Here is a 15,979-nt window from a genome sequence, read left to right on the forward strand (position 1 = left end):
TGGCACCGGGGCTCTCGCGTCGGGCGACTCAGGCCACCGAGCCGACCTCGGTCACCGAGCCCACCTCGGTCACCGAGCCCACCTCGGTCACCGAGCCCACCTCGGTCACCGAGCCCACCTCGGTCACCGAGCCCACCTCGGTCACCGAGCCTGTCGAGGTGCGCGCGAACACCCGACCCGACCATGGACGTTCCTCGTGTGCCCTTCGACACTTCGACAGGCTCAGTGCGGCGCAGCTCAGGGACCGGAGCGGGTTACCGCTCAGTGACCGGTTGGGCACCGCCCTTCGACAAGCTCAGGGACCGGAGCGGGTTACCGCTCAGTGACCGGTTGGGCACCGCCCTTCGACAAGCTCAGGGACCGGAGAGGGTTTCGCTCAGGGACCGGAGAGGGTTTCGCTCAGGGACCGGAGAGGGTTTCGCTCAGGGACCGGAGAGGGTTTCGCTCAGGGACCGGAGAGGGTTTCGCTCAGGGTCCGGAACGGGCAGTGCGCTGGAACGAGGAACAGGCACCGGCGCGATGCCGATGCCCGTCATGATCCGCCTGCGGAGCAGGCCGTGGATCAGTAGTCGTAGTTGTAGTCGTACGAGCTCGCGCCGGCGATCGCGCCTGCGATGATCAGGAAGTAGAAGATGATGAAGACGATGCCGGCGAGCACCGAGACGCCGCTCACGATCGTGCCGGCGAGGGCCAGGCCGCGGCCCTGCTCACCGGTGCGCTTGATCTGACCGAGCGCGATGATGCCGAGCACGAGGCCGACGACGCCGAACCCGACGAACGGGGCGATGAGCGAGATGATCGCCATGACGTTCGTCTTCGGGCCGGTCGGCTGCGCGTAGCCGTACGGCGCCTGGGGCTGTCCGTACGGAGCGGCGGGCTGGCCGTAGGGGTTCTGCTGCTGCCCGTAGGGTGCCTGCGGCTGGCCGTAGGGGTTCTGCTGCTCGCCGTAGGGAGCCTGCGGCTGTCCGTACTTCGGCTGCTCGCCGTACTGCGGAGCCTGCTGGCCCGGCTGCTCACCGTAGGGCGAGGGCTGGCCGTACTGCGGAGCCTGTTCCCCGTACTGCGGAGCCGGCGGAACCTGCGATTCGCCGTAGGCCGGCTGCTGGGGGTTCTGGCTCTGACCGTATGGGTCGTTCGGCTGGCCGGAGTTCGGATCAGTCATCAAGGTGCACCTCGCGCATAGGGGTTCGACGAACGGACTCATGCTTGCAGCGTGCCGTCGCCTTGTCAACACAGGGTAACCCGCGATCCCTGATGTTCACTGGGCTCGCGCGGTGCGCACCGGAGGCGGTGGCAAGATGGACGAGGGGTGCGGATGGACGAGGAGTCGGTGGCGGAAGCCGAGGACGTCGCGCTCGCCGACGCCCCGCCGGTCGCCGAACGGCCGGGAGCGATGACCATCGCCGGGATCGTCGCCGTCGACTGGGTCCACTCGGTCGTCTGGCACACGCGGGCCTTCTTCAGCGGCCGCATCCCGAAGGAGTACGCCCGTGGCGACGCGAGTCGACCGGTCGTCGTGCTCATCCCGGGCGTCTACGAGACGTGGGCGTTCCTGAAGCCGGTCGCAGACCGCCTGAACGCCGACGGCTACCGGATCCGCATCGCACGCGGCCTCGGGTACAACCGCAAGCCCATCCGCGACACGGCGGCCCGCTTCGCCCGCGCGCTCGGACGACTGCAGAAGCCCGCCGCCGGGTGCGTCATCGTCGCGCACAGTAAAGGAGGACTCGTCGGGAAGGAGCTGCTCCTCACGGAACGCGAGCGGCTGGGCCTGCTCGGGGTCGTCGCGATCTGCTCGCCGTTCTCCGGGTCGGTGCTCGCGAAGTACGTGGTCGACCCGAGCCTCCGCGCGTTCCTCCCGACGGACGAGACCATCGTCGCGCTCGGCGCCCCGCACGACGTCAACGCCGATGTCGTCTCGATCTACAGCACCTTCGACCCGCACGTGCCGTCGAGCAGCGTGCTGCCCGGAGCGACGAACGTGCTCCTCCCGGTGCCGGGTCACTTCGTGATCCTCAGCACGGACGAGCTCAAGGACGCCGTGGAACTCGCCGTCGACGGGTTCGCCGATCGGGTGCGGCCCGCACTCGACACCGAGCACCCGGCCGACCGGTGAGCCGCGCACCAGAGGGCTCGGGCAGCCCGCTCCCCGACATCCTGGTGTCCGCGGTCGCGATCGTCCGCGCACGGCGGGTCCTCATGGTGACGGCTCGCGGTCGCGACGTCCTGTACATGCCCGGCGGGAAGATCGACGCGGGCGAGACGCCCGCAGAGGCCGCCGTCCGGGAGGCACGCGAGGAGGTCGCGGTCGAAATCGATCCGGCGCGGGTGACGCCGTTGTTCACGGTGGTCACGCAGGCGCACGGCGAACCCGACGGCCGGCTCGTGCGGATGCACGTCTTCGCGGCCGAGACGGACGAGACACCGACGCCCTCCGCCGAGGTGAGCGCGGTCCACTGGGTGGGCACGGAGTCACTCGACCGTTGCCCACCCGCGGGACGCGTCGTGCTCGAGCGCCTGGCGGCGGCGGGGCTCATCGACTGAGCGGCGGCCCTTCGACAGGCGGATCCTGCCCTTCGACAAGCGGATCCTGAGCCTGTCGAAGGGCAGGGACCGATGAACAACTGGGATCGGACAGCACACGAGTCAGCCATCCCGGTCACTGAGCTTGTCGAAGTGCCCACGGAGACGCCCTTCGACAAGCTCAGGGACCGGTCGGATCCTGCCCTTCGACAAGCTCAGGGACCGGCGGAGGGGGTGAGCCCTTCGACACGCTCAGGGACCGGTCAACCTGGGACCGGACGAGTGAGACCGGCTCAGTGGACGTACTCGAGGAGGTCCTGGCCGAGGATCCGGACGGCGTCGACCACACCGAGGCGCGTGCCGAGCTCCGTGTCGTCGTAGCTCGTGCACACGGCGTAGCTCACGGCGCCGTTCGGTCCGCGGAGGATACCCGCCTCGGCTCGCACACCGACCCCGGAACCGGTCTTGTTGAAGAGCTGGATGCCGTGGTCGGGCTCACGGTGGGCCAAGGGGTCGAGCCCGAAGCCCGAGGCGACGAGCGAGAGGTCGGTGTTGAGCGACAACCAGGCCAGGACCCGGCGGCTGGTGGTCGCGTCGACGATCTCGCCCGTCGCGAGCGCCTGGAACAGCCAGGCGAGTTCGCGGGCGGACCCGACGGAGAGCTGCGGTGCGTTGTCGGGGCCGCGGTGGTCGCGGACGATGTCGAGGAGGGCCGTGCGCTTCAGGCCGATCTCCTCGGCACGGTGGCGGACGGCGTCGAGACCGATGTGCCGGAGCAGAACGTTCGTGGCGAGGTTGTCGCTCGTCGCGCCGACGAGGGCGGCGAGGTCGGCGACCGGGAGCGACGGCGCCTGCAGGTGCTGCCAGATCCCGGAGTCGGCGACGGCGTCGAGTGGCTCGCGGTCGAGGATGGTGAGGCCGCTGAAGTCGGCGTCGCCGAGGCGGGCCGCGACCTCGATGAGGAGCAGGACCTTGCCGATCGAGGCGGTGGGCACGACGACGTGGTCGTCGGCAGACATGAGCATCTCGCCGGTGGTGATGTCGTTGATCCGGAGGCTGACCTGCGCGCCCGACGCGGCCAGCTCGCCGAGGGCGCTGAACCCGCGGGTGAAGGGTTCGATCTGGGCGGAGGCACGGTGGCGCCCTCGACGCGCATCGCGCGAACGGCGACGTTCCGACTCGTGCACTCGTGAAGCCACGGCTGACCGAACTCCTCTGCTCCAGATGGTGATCCCGACGATCCTGCGGGTGTGGACCTGCCCCGGTCAGCCCACTCGACGGGCGTCCGACGACCCGCGCTGCGGGCCTCCGGATGTGCCGTCCACGGTATCGTAAGCGCCCTTCGCGCTGGCTGCGAATCTGGGCCTGGGAACGTCGTTCCCGGGCGCGTCGGTCCGACATCCGTCGCTTCCATCGCCCGCGAATCCGGTCGGTCCACCGCCCGGATCCCGTCAGATTCAGAGCCCGATCAGGCGCGAGCGCGGGCTGGGAACTGGGTCGCGAACTTGCCCCCACTGACGTCGATCAGCGCACCGGTGACGTAGCCTGCCTGGTCGCTCGCGAGGAACCGGACGACGTTCGCGACGTCCTCCGGTTCCTCCCAGCGGCGCACCGAGAGCGTGTCGAGGAGTTCGTCCTGCTGCGCCGCGGGCAGTTCGGCGAAACCGTTCATCGCCGTCGGCACCATGCCAGGGGCGTAGGCGTTCACCGTGATGCCCCACGGACCCAGCTCGCTCGCGAGCACCCTGGTCAACTGGACCACCGCGGACTTCGACGCCGCGTAGGCAGCGCTGCCGACGCTCGGGATGACCGCCGCGAAACTCGCGGCGTTGATGATGCGGCCGGAGCGCTGTCCCTTCAGATACGGGATGACCGCCTTCGACACCCGGAAGACGCCGCCGACGTTGACGTCGAAGCACCTCGTCCACGCGGCGTCGCTCGTCTCCTCGAGCAGTGACTGCACGTTGATCCCGGCGTTGTTCACGAGGACGTCGATCCCTCCGAGCCCGGTGGCAGCCGCCGCGACCGCGCTCGACACCGAGTCTTCGGATCGCACGTCACACGTGATGGCGACGAGGTCACCGTGGTGGGACGCCACGAGCGCGTCGAGGGAGGAGACGTCGAGGTCGAGCACCGCGACGCGGGACCCCTCGGCGAGGAAGGACTCCACGAGGGCGAGCCCGATCCCGCGAGCGCCTCCGGTCACGATCACGCGTCGACCTGTCAGGTCCAGCAGCATCGGTGTCTCCCGTCGTCCGAGCGCATCCGTCGACGCGTCGACCCGGTGTCGACGGCCGCGTGCGCGCCAGGCGAGTAAAACATACTTATGATCGGCCGGCTCGATACACTGGCGTCATGACGGATCGAGTGCTCTGGGTGACGGGTGGCGGCAGCGGCATGGGACAGGCCGTGGCGGCGTCGGCCGCCGAGGCGGGATGGCGCGTCGCCGTGACGGGTCGACGGCGCGAGGCGCTGCTCGAGACCGTCGAAGCCGTCACCTCCGCCGGCGGTACCGCCGTCGCCGCGGAGGCCGACGCGACGGACCCCGCTTCGCTCGCCCGAGCCCACGACCGTATCGTCGCCGAGCTCGGCCCGGTCGACGACCTCGTCACCGCGGCGGGCCTGAACGCGCCTCGGCGCCGGTGGGACGACCAGTCGATGACGGAGTTCGCCGCGATCGTCGATACCAACCTCACCTCGGTCGCCCGGACGATCGACCTCGCGCTGCCCACCATCCGCGACACCCAGGGACGGATCGTCGTCATCTCCTCCTTCGCCGGCTGGCGCTTCTCGACGAAGGGTGGCGTGGCCTACAGCGCGAGCAAGACCGCGCTCGCCTCGCTCTGCGCGACCCTCAACGAGGAGGAGGGACTCCACGGCGTCGGTGCCACCCACCTCTGCCCGGGCGACGTCGACACCCCGTTCCTCTCCATGCGGCCGCAGGTGCCGGACGCGTCGGCGCGCGAGACGATGCTGACGCCCGAGGACATCGGCCGCGCCGTGCGGTTCATCCTCGACGGCCCGCCGCACGTGCGGATCGACGAGCTCGTGATCTCCCCCACCCGTCCATCAGCACGGGCGTGAGCCGCTCACCGGGGGCGTCGGCCTTCGAACGGACGCTCGACCGGATCGGCACCGAGATCGTCGACGGCGGACTGCCCGCGGGCACGGTGTGCACGGTGGACGAACTGGTCGACCGCGCCGGGCACTCACGGTCGGTGGTCCGGGAGGCGACCCGTGTGCTCTCCGGCATGGGACTCCTCGCCAGCAAGGCGCACGTCGGCCACACCGTGCAACCGTCGTCAAGCTGGGACTGGCTGCAGCCTCGGTTGCTCCGCTGGGCGCTGGCGAGCGGACGACGGGAGTCCACCCTCCTCGCGATCCGCGAACTCCGCACCGCGACCGAGCCGGAGTCGGCGCGACTCGCGGCCGAGCGACGCAGCGACGACGACGCCCGCGAGCTCCGTGTGACGAGCGAGGCGCTCCGCGCGGCTGCGGTTCGCCAGGATCCGATCGCGTTCCTCGAGGCCGACCTCCTGCTGCATCGCCTCATCCGGCGCGCGGCGGCGAACCCGATCCTCGACCGGGTCGGCGACGCCGTCGACGAGGCCCTCCGGGATCGTGTGGACCAGCTGCCCGGTGACGGCATCGACCACCACGACGCGGCGTTGCACACGGACCTCGCGTCGGCGATCGAGGCGCAGGACGGCGAGCGGGCCGCCGCGACGATGCGCGTGATCATCCTCCGCACGGCCTGACGACGGCGGCGCCCGACCGCCATCCACACACACGGTTCTCGCAGCTTCGTGAAACACGTCCGTCACGCAGGTAACGACCGTGTTGCAGTGCTGGAAAATATTTGCAAGCTTCCTGTACTTATTGAATACTGTTTCCACACCCACTGAAAACAGCAGGGATCGACCGTGGTTTCCCGGTCACTCCGGATCCCGGGCCAACGACGGCTCGGACTCCCGATCCCAGAATCGAGGAGCAGCACCATGCGCAAGCGCACCCTTCCGCTGGCCGTCCTCGCCACCGCGGCACTCGGCCTCACCGCCTGTGCCGGTGGCGGTTCCGGCTCAGGCGACGTCTCGGCAGACGGCCAGACGCTCACCGTCTGGATCATGCAGGGCACCAACCCCGACTCCGAGGCCTTCTTCAAGGAGGTCGGCTCGGCCTTCAAGAAGGAGACCGGCGCCACCCTCAAGGTCGAGTACGTGCAGTGGGCCGACGCCCACGACCGCTTCGTGACGTCGATCGCCGGGAACACCACCCCCGACGTCGCCGAGACGGGCACCACCTGGACGGCCGAGTTCGCCGACGCCGGCGCCCTCGCCCCATCGGCGACTACGTCGACAAGGCCGGCCTGAAGGACGACCTCGTCCAGGGCCTCGCCGACTCCGGCACCTACGACGGCGAGCTCTACGGCATGCCGTGGTACGCCGGCGTCCGCTCGATCGTCTACCGCACCGACGTCTTCGAGGAACTCGGCCTCAAGGCTCCGACCACCTGGCAGGAGATCATCGACGCCGGCACCGCGATCAAGGCCGCCAAGCCCGACATGATCCCGTTCCCCGTCCCCGGTGACGCCGAATTCACGGCGTACCCCTGGGTCTGGGGCGCCGGCGGCGAGGTCTCCGAGCTCGACGGCGACACCTGGAAGTCGGGTCTCGCGAGCGACGACTCACGCAAGGGCATCCAGTTCTGGACCGACCTGGCCACCAAGTACGACCTCTCCTCCTCAGGAGCCACCACCTGGAAGGAGACCGACGTCCTCGACAACTTCGTGCAGGACAAGGTCGCCATGGCGATCATGGGCTCTTGGACCCCGGCGACGATCGTCCAGAAGAACCCGGAGCTCGAGGGCAAGTTCGCCGCCATCCCGATCCCGGGTGAGGACGGCGGCATGTCGCCCTCCGTGCTCGGCGGTTCGCACCTCAGCATGTTCAACACCTCGAAGAACAAGGACCTCGCGTTCCAGTTCATCGAGATGATGACCACCGGCAAGTTCGCCTCCGAGTGGGCCGAGCAGACCGGCTACTTCCCCGGCCAGACCTCGCTCCTCAGTGACTCGACCGAGAGCGACGACCCGCTGGTGAAGCCCTTCGCCGAGCAGTTCGTCGACGGCGGCGCTTCCCTCCCCGTGACCCCGAAGTTCGGTGCGGTGCAGGCGAAGAAGACCACCAACGCGATGATCCAGGCCATCCTCTCCGGAAGCAAGTCGGTCGACCAGGCGACGACCGATGCCGCCAAGGAGATGGACGACATCATGAACGGCAAGTAGCCGATCGTGTCGACCCTCACCCCGCCCACGGTCACCCGCGAAGCCCCCGCTTCGCGGGTGGCCGGGGGCCCCTCCCCCAAGCGGCTGCGCCTCCTGATGCGCACCCGCCCCTGGCTGCTGCTCGCGCCGGCGCTCCTCATCCTCGCCGTGCTCCTCCTCTGGCCGCTCATCCGCGTCGTCCTGTTCTCCCTGCAGGACTACGGCCTGCGCGAGATCGTCAGCGGCGACACCAACTTCAACGGCGGCGCGAACTACGCCGAGGTCTTCGCCGACCCGACCCTCTGGACCGTCGTCCTCCCGAACACCGTCTTCTTCGCCGCGGCCGCCGTCATCGGTACGGTCGTCCTCGGCACCCTCGTCGCCCTGCTCATGGCGAACCTCGGCTCCTTCTGGCGCACCATCGTCGGCAGCGCCATCATGGTCGCCTGGGCGATGCCCGCCGTCACCGGCACCTACGTGTGGGTCTGGATCTTCGACGCCGACCGCGGCATCGTCAACCAGACGCTCATGGGGCTCGGGCTCATGGACGAGCCCTTCAACTGGTTCACGAACCAGTTCACGTTCTACGGCATCGCACTGCTGAACGTGATCCACCACGGCTTCCCGTTCGTGGCCATCACCGTCCTCGCCGGCCTGCTCGGCGTGTCCAAGGAGATGCTGGAAGCCGCCGAGATGGACGGGGCGGGCGCGTTCCGTCGCTTCTTCCAGATCACCTTCCCGTCGCTGCGCCAGGTGTTCTCGGTCGTGATCATCCTGTCGACCATCTGGGACTTCAAGGTGTTCGCGCAGATCTACCTCATGCCTGGTGGTTCCGGCTCGAACCGCGAGGTGTTGAACCTCGGCGTATGGTCGTACGTGGAGTCCTTCGGGCAGAACCGCTACGGCTTCGGCTCCGCGATCGCGGTGCTGTTGACGCTCGTCCTGCTCGGCATCACGATCGTCTACATCCGCGCCCTCATGAAGGAGGACGAACTGTGACCACCCACGCTCCCGCCCCCACCGCCGCCCGTCGACCGACTGAGGGACCGGGCACCGACCGGTCGGCCAAGCCGCAGGTCCCGATGCACCGGAAGGCGAGCGGTCGGAAGATCCGCTCGAACACCGCCAAGGCGATCCTCGTCACCCTCCTGCTCGTGTTCACGCTGTTCCCGGCGTACTGGATGCTGTCGAGCGCGTTCGACGCACAGGCGTCGAGCGGCGGCCAGTCCTTCTTCCCGAAGGAGCTGTCGTTCACGAACTTCGAGTCGGTGCTGACCGACGGCGGGTTCGCGGTCTTCCTCCGCAACTCCGCGATCGTCGCCGGTGCGACGGTGCTCATCTCCGCCGCCGTCGCGCTCCTGGCGTCGGTCGCGGTCGCCCGCTTCCGGTTCAAGTTCCGCACCGCGGTGCTGCTCATGATCCTCGTCGTGCAGATGGTGCCGCTCGAGGCGCTCGTGATCCCGCTGTTCGTGCAGATCCGCGATCTGCAGCTGCTCAACACGCTGCTCGGGCTCATCATCGTGTACGTCGCGCTCGCGCTGCCGTTCGGCATCTGGATGCTGCGCGGCTTCGTCGCGGCGGTGCCGGTGGAGCTCGAAGAGGCGGCGTTCCTCGACGGCGCGAGCTGGTGGCGCATGTTCCGCTCGATCATGCTCCCGCTCGTGGCCCCCGGTCTCGTCGCGACGAGCGTGTTCAGCTTCATCACGGCCTGGAACGAGTTCATCTTCGCGATGACGCTGCTCGGCGGCTCGACGGAGAACTACACGGTCGCCATCGGCCTCAAGCAGTTCTTCGGCCTGAACTCCAACGACTGGGGTTCGGTCATGGCGGCGTCGACCATCATCACGATCCCGGTCATGATCTTCTTCATCCTCGTGCAGCGCCGCCTCTCCGGCGGTCTGGTGTCCGGAGCGGTGAAGGGATGATCGACCCCGACGTCGCGCGGCTCGTCCGGGGCGTCCTCTGGCCGGGCTTCCTCGGCCGGACCGCCCCGGACTGGCTGCTGCGCGAGCTGGACGGCGGCCTCGCGGGCGTCGTGTACTTCGGGCAGAACCTCTCCTCGGACCCGGCGGAGGTCGCGGCGCTGTCGGCCGAACTCCGCGACCACCGGCCCGAGGTCCTCATCGGCGTCGACGAGGAGGGCGGCAACGTCTCCCGCCTCGAGGCGCAGACGGGCTCCACGCTGCCCGGGCACGCGCAGCTCGGCGCCCTCGACGACGTCGAGACGACGCGCGCGGTGGGGGCGGCACTCGCGGAGCGGCTCCACGCCGCCGGGGCGAACGTCGCCCTCGCGCCCGTCGCCGATGTGAACACCAACCCTGCGAACCCGGTCATCGGGGTGCGCTCGTTCGGCCCCACCGCCGACCTCGTCTCCCGCCACGTCGCCGCGATGGTCGACGGATTGCAGACCGGCGGGGTCGCCGCCTGCGTCAAGCACTACCCCGGCCACGGCGACACGGCGAGCGACTCGCACCTGGATCTGCCCCGCATCGACCTGGACCTGGCGGAGCTCGAAGCCGAACACCTGCCACCGTTCGACGCGGCGATCGCCGCCGGCGTCGCGAGTGTCATGACCGCCCACATCGTCGTCCCGGCGTTCGGCGACGCCCCGGCCACACTCAACCCCATCCCACTCCGCCGGCTGCGCGAGAGCGGCTTCGACGGCGTCATCATCTCCGACGCGCTCGACATGGCCGCCATCCGGTCCACCACCGGCTCAGGACGCGGGGCGGTCCTCGCCCTCGAGGCCGGCGTCGACCTGCTCTGCATCGGCAACCCGTCCAACCTCGGGCCGAAGCAGGGTGCGACGACCGACGAGGACGACTACCTCGAGGTGTTCGAGGCGGTCTGCGCCGCCATCGCCGACGGCGAGCTCGATCAAGCGATCGTCGAGCGCGCGGCCGCCCGGGTGGCGTGGCTCGCACGGTCCGTCAGCCCTTCGACAGGCTCAGGGACCGGGGAATCAGTCCCCGAGCCCTCCCTGGTCCCTGAGCCCTCCGCGGTCCGTGAGCGGTCCACGGTCCCTGAGCTTGTCGAAGGGCGCTTCTCCGACGCCATCCGCCGGGTCGTCCGCGTCCGGGGCCAGGTCGCGATCGACGCGTCGGCGATCACCCTCGTCGACTTCCGCGACCGACCGACGTTCGCCGTCGCCTCGGCCCACGATCCGTTCGTCGAGTCGCTCGCCGAACGGTTCGGCGTCACCCGGCTCGCCGGCGGCCCGAGCCTGCGGACACCGGGTCCAGACGCCGAGACACCCGCCTCCGACGAGCTGGCCCTCCTGCTCGAGACGATCCCCGCCGACGACGGGGTCGTCCTCCTCGCGGACCGCCTCGGCGACGACACACCGCAGCGACTCGCGGTGGACCGCGTCGCGCTGGTCCGCCCGGACGCCGTCGTCGTGAGCGTCGGACTGCCACTCGCCGAGGACGCCGTCCTCCCCCTGCCGGTGATCGACACGCTCGCGGCCTCCCGGGCCTCCGCCGACCGGGTCACCGAACTCCTCGCCGCGGCCTCCATCGCGGCGCCGACGCACCATCTGCACGACCAGCACCACCGGAACGGATCATGAACCACCTCGCAGCACCCGTCCTCGCCATCGATCTCGGGAAGACCTCCTGCCGCGCCCGCATCACGAGCGGATCCGGCGACGACCTGACCGTCCTCGCGGAGGCCCGCGGCCACGGGGCACCGGGCCTCGCCGACCACGAGGGTGCGGAGCTGTCGGCCCGCGCAGTCCTCGAGACGGTCGCGCACCTCCCGGCGGACCTCCTCGCCGCGGTGCAGCACGTCGGGATCGGCGCCGCCGGGGTGGAGGCGGCACCGCACGAGGTCGCCGCGTTCACCGCCGAACTGCGTCTGGCGCTGGGAGCGACGATCGCCGTCGTCAACGACGCCCTGGCAGCCCACGCCGGCGCGTTCGCCGGTGGTCCCGGCACGGTGCTCATCGCCGGCACTGGCTCCGTCGTCTTCGACGTCGACGCCACCGGCGCCGTGAAGCAGATCGACGGTTGGGGTCCCTGGCTCGGAGACGAGGGCAGCGGTCGATGGATCGGGCAGCAGGGCCTCGAGGCGTGCATGCGTGCCTTCGACGGCCGCGGCCCCGCCACTGCCATGCTCACCGACGCCGAGGCGCTCATCGGGTCGATCCCCGCGCTCCCCCGCTGGGTCTCGAGCACCGGAGCCCCGGCCCGCCAGCTCGGCACCTTCGCGCCCACGGTCATCACTCGCGCCGAGGAGGGTGACGCCGTCGCCGCGGACATCGTCGACGCCGCCTGCGCCCATCTCGCCGTGAGCGCCGCCGCCGCCGGCACGGGTGCCGTGTGCGTCGTCGGCGGGATCGCCTCCCACCCCTACGTCGCCGCGCATCTCGCGACGGCCATGCACGAGGTCGGCGTCGACCTCGTCGCACCCCGCGGTGACGCGCTCGACGGAGCCAGACTCGTCGCACTCGACACCGCGATCTCCTACGACGGAAGGGTCGTGCGCGACGATGTCCACGCAGCCTGAGAGCACCTCACCACCGGTCCCTGAGCCTGTCGCTGTCGGCGCCCGCCCTTCGACAGGCTCAGGGGCCGGTGAACGCGACACCATCCGCGCGGAGCTCGCCACCCTCTCGACGGAGCAGGTGAACGAGCGACACCCCGACCTCGACGCCCTCTCCACGCGGGAACTCGTCGCCGCGATGAACGAGGACATCCGTTCCGTCCCCGACGCCATCGCGGCCGTCGAACCCGAGATCGCCGAGGCCGTCGAAGCGATCGTCGAGCGCCTCCGCCGGGGCGGACGACTCGTCTACCTGGGCGCCGGGACCGCCGGACGGATGGGCATCCTCGACGCGAGTGAGGCCCCACCCACGTTCGGGACCGACCCCGGCCTCATCGTCGGACTCATCGCGGGTGGTCCGGGCGCCATCCAGCAGGCGGTGGAGAACGCCGAGGACCGCGACGATCTCGGTCGGGCGGATCTGGAATCGCTGTCGATCACCGCGGACGACGCCGTCGTCGGTGTCTCCGCATCCGGTCGCACGCCCTACGTCCTGGGCGCCCTCCAGTACGCGCGCTCGATCGGTGCGATCACCATCGGCCTGTCGTGCAACGCCGGCTCTCCGCTCGCCCGGGACGCGGACATCGGCATCGAGGCGGTCGTCGGTCCGGAGCTCCTCACCGGATCGACCCGACTGAAGGCGGGGACGGCGCAGAAGCTCGTGCTCAACATGCTGTCGACGATCACGATGGTGCGGCTCGGGAAGACGTACCGGAACCTCATGGTCGACCTCCTCACCACGAACGAGAAGCTCCGGGCGCGGGCGGAACGCACGGTCATGCTGGCGACCGACGTCGACGCCGCCACGGCCGCGAAGACGCTCGCATCCGTGGACGGCTGGGTGAAGGCCGCTATCCTCGTCCTCGTGACCGGCATCGCCGCAGATGAAGCAGTCGCCCGCCTCCGTGGTGGCGACGGCTCCCTCAGCGCGGCCATCGCAGCGCACGCCGTCGAAGACCCGACGGGGGCCGCACCGGATGTCCACTGACGCGCTGCTCGTGCTCCGCCAGGCGATCCCTCGCCTGAGCGCCGCCGAGACGCGCGTCGCCGAGACCATCATCGGCACCCCCTCGCTCGTGGTCGAATTGACCATCACCGAACTCGCGAAGGCCTGCGGCACCTCGCAGGCGACCGTCGCGCGGTTCTGCCAGACCATCGGGTACACCGGCTACCGGGAGTTCCGGGTGGCCGTCGCGACCTCCACGAGTCGCGAGCAGGCGGAGCGGGACCGGTTCGAGGTCGACGACGCCGACATCGACCCGGACGACTCGGTGGAGACGGTCGTCGCGAAGGTCGCGTACCAGGAGGTGCAGGCGATCGAGCTCACCGCCCGCTCGCTCGACCGCGACGCCCTGGACGCGGTCGTCGACGCCCTCCTCGTCGCCCCACGGATCGACATCATCGGCTTCGGGTCCTCGAACCTCACGGCGCAGGACCTCCACCAGAAGCTCTACCGGATCGGCATGCCGGCGAACACCTTCGTCGACGCCCACCTCGCGCTGCCGTCGGCCGCCCTCCTCGGGCCCGGTGGGGTCGCCATCGGCATCTCGCACTCCGGGCTCACGGTCGAGACCGAGCAGGCGATGCAGCTCGCGCGGGCCGCCGGCGCGACGACCGTGTGCATCACGAACTTCCCCGACTCCCCCATCGCCAGCCGGTGCGACCTCGTCCTCGCGACGCAGGCGAGGGAGAGCCGGTACCGCTCGGGTGCGATGTCCTCGCGCATCGCCCAGCTCGCGCTCGTCGACCTGCTCTTCATCCGTGTCGCTCAGCGTCGCTACGACGCCGCGGCGGAGTCGCTCCGCGTCACCTACGAGTCGATCCAGGACCACCGCATCGACACCTGAGCGCGCTCCGCGAGAGCGCAGAAGATGCACGCAAATCCGCCCCGTGAGCGCGTCTACTGCGCTCTCAGGAGAGCGGCACGCCCGTGTGCCCGGCGAGGGCGAGTAGCAGCTCGTCCTGGAACGCCTCGTCGCGGACCGCGCGGTGCGGTTCCTCGCGTCGCTGGTGATGCCAGTATCCGGAGGTGTCGGCGCCACGCCCTTCGGCGAGCGCCACCTGGGTCCGGTGCCCGAGTTCCAGGTCGTCGGGCGCGTTCGGCCCGCCCATCCGTGTCGGCACCCACCCGGGGTCGACCGCGTTGCTGAACACCCCGGGACGCACCCGCGCGATCGCCGCCGCGAGGACGGTCACGAGGAGCTTGCTGTCGGAGTAGCTCGCCGTCCTCGTGGAACCCGACCAGTCGAGACCGTCGAGCGTGGCGGTGCCGCCGCGGTGCATGCTGCTGCTGAGGAACACGAGTCGCCGCGCGGGGACCAGGGCGCTCAGCAGGTAGGGCGCGACCACGTTGACCGGCAGGACGGCCGCTCCGTCGAGGACGCCGGCGTTGTGGATGATCGCGTCCACGGGACCGGCTGCGGCGACCTGCTCCGCGAGCTCACGAACGCCGTCGAGGGTGGCGAGGTCACCGGTGACGAGGTGCGCGGAAGGTTCGTCGAGCAACCGGACCCCGTCGGCGCGGGCGAGGCTCCGGGCATGGACGAGCACCTCGTGCCCGTGGTCGACCAGCTCGGTCGCGGCGCCGAGCCCCAGGCCGACGGCGGCACCGGTCACCAGGATGCGCGGCATCAGCGACCCCCTGCCCGTCCGGCCTCGCTGGTGTCGGGCTCGTTCGTGACCGCCGCAGCGTCACGCTGCTCCGCCTCCCGCTGGGACGCCGCCCAGTTCGCGAGCAACTGCAGACGCTCGGCGGACGGCGAGCCGGGCTCGGCCGTGTAGACGAGCACCACGTGGCCTGGGTCGGCCGTGATCGCGAGTTCCTCGTAGGCGAAGGTCATCTCGCCGACGATCGGATGGTTGAACCGCTTCGTACCCGTGCCGTGCGTGCGCACGTTGTGCGCTCCCCAGAGCGTGCGGAAGGCGTCGCTCCGGGTCGACAGCTCACCGACGAGGTCGTGCAGTCCCTTGTCGTGCGGGTCCCGGCCTGCCTCCGCGCGCATGACCGAAACGCACATCTCGGCGAAGACGTCCCAGTCGGGGTAGAAGTCCCGGGAGGCCGGGTCAAGGAACTGGAACCGTGCGAGGTTCGGGGTGCGCCCGCCGTCGCCGATGACGGGCGAGTAGAACGCGCGCCCGAGCTCGTTGGTCGCGAGCAGGTCCTGGTGGGTGTTGCGGACGAAGGCGATGCCGTCGGTGATCGCGTCGAGCATCCAGTGCAGGCTCGGCCGGGTCGCGGGGTTCTTGGCCGCCCGGCGACGCGGCCGACCGGAGAGTGGGACACCGTCGGCCGCGCGGGCGAGGTCGAACAGGTGGGTGCGTTCCGCCTCGTCGAGCTGCAGCGCATGGGCGATGGCGTCGAGGACGGTCGACGACGCTCCGGCGATGGCCCCGCGCTCCAGCTTCGCGTAGTACTCGACACTGACCCCGGCGAGCGCCGCCACCTCTGAACGCCGCAGCCCGGCAACCCGTCGGTTGGGACCCGCGGTCAAGCCGGCGAGTTCGGGGGTCAGCCGTGCCCGACGCGTCATGAGGAACTCGCGTACGTCTGCTCGATCGTCCATGCCTCCGACGATACGTCCTCGAGGCGAGCCGACAGGTGCCCTCTCGGTACACCTCTCAGGCGGGACTCCCTCCCGGGTCGCCCGAGGC

16 protein-coding genes and 1 pseudogene are annotated in these 15,979 nt (G+C 70.2%); 11 read left to right on the plus strand and 6 right to left on the minus strand.

The window, feature by feature from the left end; all coding sequences use genetic code 11:
* Nucleotides 1-28: 28 nt before the first annotated feature.
* Together FGL15_RS07425 and FGL15_RS07430 are read right to left on the minus strand one after the other, a co-directional pair.
* A complete protein-coding gene (locus FGL15_RS07425) occupies nucleotides 29-172 on the minus strand; it encodes a hypothetical protein (protein ID WP_168223345.1) in 144 nt (47 codons plus the stop codon).
* A 390-nt stretch (nucleotides 173-562) separates the two neighbouring features.
* The gene (locus tag FGL15_RS07430; protein WP_138945562.1) at nucleotides 563-1,162 is read right to left on the minus strand and encodes a DUF4190 domain-containing protein; all 600 of its coding nucleotides are present in this window, start codon (nucleotides 1,160-1,162) and stop codon (nucleotides 563-565) included.
* A gap of 153 nt (nucleotides 1,163-1,315) precedes the next feature.
* On the opposite strand from FGL15_RS07430, the gene FGL15_RS07435 reads away from it, so the two are divergent.
* Together FGL15_RS07435 and FGL15_RS07440 are read left to right on the plus strand one after the other, a co-directional pair.
* A complete protein-coding gene (locus FGL15_RS07435) occupies nucleotides 1,316-2,116 on the plus strand; it encodes a triacylglycerol lipase (RefSeq protein ID WP_138945563.1) in 801 nt (266 codons plus the stop codon).
* On the plus strand, nucleotides 2,113-2,544 hold the full coding sequence (locus tag FGL15_RS07440) for an NUDIX domain-containing protein (RefSeq protein ID WP_240773846.1): 432 nt from the start codon (nucleotides 2,113-2,115) through the stop codon (nucleotides 2,542-2,544). Before FGL15_RS07435 ends, FGL15_RS07440 begins: the two co-directional genes overlap by 4 nt.
* Nucleotides 2,545-2,816: 272 nt before the next feature.
* Here FGL15_RS07440 and FGL15_RS07445 read toward each other — a convergent pair whose 3' ends face one another.
* Both FGL15_RS07445 and FGL15_RS07450 read right to left on the minus strand, forming a co-directional pair.
* Nucleotides 2,817-3,722, minus strand: coding sequence for a serine hydrolase (locus tag FGL15_RS07445; RefSeq protein ID WP_064294922.1), 906 nt, complete (start codon nucleotides 3,720-3,722; stop codon nucleotides 2,817-2,819).
* Between the two features lie 269 nt (nucleotides 3,723-3,991).
* Complete coding sequence (locus FGL15_RS07450) at nucleotides 3,992-4,762, minus strand: SDR family NAD(P)-dependent oxidoreductase (RefSeq protein WP_138945564.1); 771 nt, start codon at nucleotides 4,760-4,762, stop codon at nucleotides 3,992-3,994.
* 116 nt (nucleotides 4,763-4,878) lie between these two features.
* Here FGL15_RS07450 and FGL15_RS07455 point away from each other — a divergent pair, with 116 nt between their 5' ends.
* The 9 genes and pseudogenes from FGL15_RS07455 (at nucleotide 4,879) to FGL15_RS07495 (ending at nucleotide 14,175) form a co-directional block, all read left to right on the plus strand.
* Nucleotides 4,879-5,607, plus strand: a complete 729-nt coding sequence (locus FGL15_RS07455) for an SDR family oxidoreductase (protein ID WP_138945565.1) — start codon at nucleotides 4,879-4,881, stop codon at nucleotides 5,605-5,607.
* On the plus strand, nucleotides 5,604-6,281 hold the full coding sequence (locus FGL15_RS20265) for a FadR/GntR family transcriptional regulator (RefSeq protein WP_168223346.1): 678 nt from the start codon (nucleotides 5,604-5,606) through the stop codon (nucleotides 6,279-6,281). The genes FGL15_RS07455 and FGL15_RS20265 overlap by 4 nt, the downstream gene beginning before the upstream one ends.
* Nucleotides 6,282-6,647: 366 nt before the next feature.
* Nucleotides 6,648-7,807 (plus strand): annotated as a pseudogene (locus tag FGL15_RS07465) (sugar ABC transporter substrate-binding protein).
* A gap of 6 nt (nucleotides 7,808-7,813) precedes the next feature.
* Nucleotides 7,814-8,785 (plus strand): carbohydrate ABC transporter permease, encoded by a 972-nt coding sequence (locus FGL15_RS07470; RefSeq protein WP_370282131.1) that lies wholly within the window; start codon nucleotides 7,814-7,816, stop codon nucleotides 8,783-8,785.
* Nucleotides 8,786-8,868: 83 nt separating this feature from the next.
* On the plus strand, nucleotides 8,869-9,711 hold the full coding sequence (locus FGL15_RS07475) for a carbohydrate ABC transporter permease (protein WP_138947231.1): 843 nt from the start codon (nucleotides 8,869-8,871) through the stop codon (nucleotides 9,709-9,711).
* Nucleotides 9,708-11,354 (plus strand): glycoside hydrolase family 3 protein, encoded by a 1,647-nt coding sequence (locus FGL15_RS20520; protein WP_205858701.1) that lies wholly within the window; start codon nucleotides 9,708-9,710, stop codon nucleotides 11,352-11,354. Before FGL15_RS07475 ends, FGL15_RS20520 begins: the two co-directional genes overlap by 4 nt.
* A complete protein-coding gene (locus FGL15_RS07485) occupies nucleotides 11,351-12,292 on the plus strand; it encodes an N-acetylglucosamine kinase (RefSeq protein WP_138945567.1) in 942 nt (313 codons plus the stop codon). Before FGL15_RS20520 ends, FGL15_RS07485 begins: the two co-directional genes overlap by 4 nt.
* Nucleotides 12,276-13,316 carry an N-acetylmuramic acid 6-phosphate etherase gene (gene murQ / locus FGL15_RS07490; protein WP_138945568.1) on the plus strand — a complete coding sequence of 347 codons (1,041 nt, stop codon included), beginning with the start codon at nucleotides 12,276-12,278 and terminating at the stop codon, nucleotides 13,314-13,316. Before FGL15_RS07485 ends, murQ begins: the two co-directional genes overlap by 17 nt.
* Entirely contained in the window at nucleotides 13,306-14,175 is an 870-nt protein-coding gene (locus tag FGL15_RS07495) for a MurR/RpiR family transcriptional regulator (RefSeq protein WP_085514317.1), read from the plus strand. Before murQ ends, FGL15_RS07495 begins: the two co-directional genes overlap by 11 nt.
* 64 nt (nucleotides 14,176-14,239) lie before the next feature.
* Here the strand turns inward: FGL15_RS07495 and FGL15_RS07500 are convergent, their stop codons facing one another.
* Both FGL15_RS07500 and FGL15_RS07505 read right to left on the minus strand, forming a co-directional pair.
* Nucleotides 14,240-14,959, minus strand: coding sequence for an SDR family NAD(P)-dependent oxidoreductase (locus FGL15_RS07500; protein ID WP_138945569.1), 720 nt, complete (start codon nucleotides 14,957-14,959; stop codon nucleotides 14,240-14,242).
* Complete coding sequence (locus FGL15_RS07505; RefSeq protein WP_138945570.1) at nucleotides 14,959-15,891, minus strand: helix-turn-helix domain-containing protein; 933 nt, start codon at nucleotides 15,889-15,891, stop codon at nucleotides 14,959-14,961. The genes FGL15_RS07500 and FGL15_RS07505 overlap by 1 nt, the downstream gene beginning before the upstream one ends.
* Nucleotides 15,892-15,979: the final 88 nt, after the last annotated feature.

It is taken from the genome of Plantibacter sp. M259, from assembly GCF_006065115.1.
Classification (GTDB): Bacteria; Actinomycetota; Actinomycetes; order Actinomycetales; family Microbacteriaceae; genus Plantibacter; species Plantibacter auratus.

Coding starts and splice junctions, on each gene's coding strand:
- FGL15_RS07500 (WP_138945569.1), bottom strand. CDS start 14,959: ATGCCGCGCATCCTGGTGACCGGTGCCGCCGTCGGCCTGGGGCTCGGC.
- FGL15_RS07495 (WP_085514317.1), top strand. CDS start 13,306: ATGTCCACTGACGCGCTGCTCGTGCTCCGCCAGGCGATCCCTCGCCTG.
- FGL15_RS07485 (WP_138945567.1), top strand. CDS start 11,351: ATGAACCACCTCGCAGCACCCGTCCTCGCCATCGATCTCGGGAAGACC.
- murQ (WP_138945568.1), top strand. CDS start 12,276: ATGTCCACGCAGCCTGAGAGCACCTCACCACCGGTCCCTGAGCCTGTC.
- FGL15_RS07430 (WP_138945562.1), bottom strand. CDS start 1,162: ATGACTGATCCGAACTCCGGCCAGCCGAACGACCCATACGGTCAGAGC.
- FGL15_RS07505 (WP_138945570.1), bottom strand. CDS start 15,891: ATGGACGATCGAGCAGACGTACGCGAGTTCCTCATGACGCGTCGGGCA.
- FGL15_RS07455 (WP_138945565.1), top strand. CDS start 4,879: ATGACGGATCGAGTGCTCTGGGTGACGGGTGGCGGCAGCGGCATGGGA.
- FGL15_RS07475 (WP_138947231.1), top strand. CDS start 8,869: ATGCACCGGAAGGCGAGCGGTCGGAAGATCCGCTCGAACACCGCCAAG.
- FGL15_RS20520 (WP_205858701.1), top strand. CDS start 9,708: ATGATCGACCCCGACGTCGCGCGGCTCGTCCGGGGCGTCCTCTGGCCG.
- FGL15_RS07450 (WP_138945564.1), bottom strand. CDS start 4,762: ATGCTGCTGGACCTGACAGGTCGACGCGTGATCGTGACCGGAGGCGCT.
- FGL15_RS07435 (WP_138945563.1), top strand. CDS start 1,316: ATGGACGAGGAGTCGGTGGCGGAAGCCGAGGACGTCGCGCTCGCCGAC.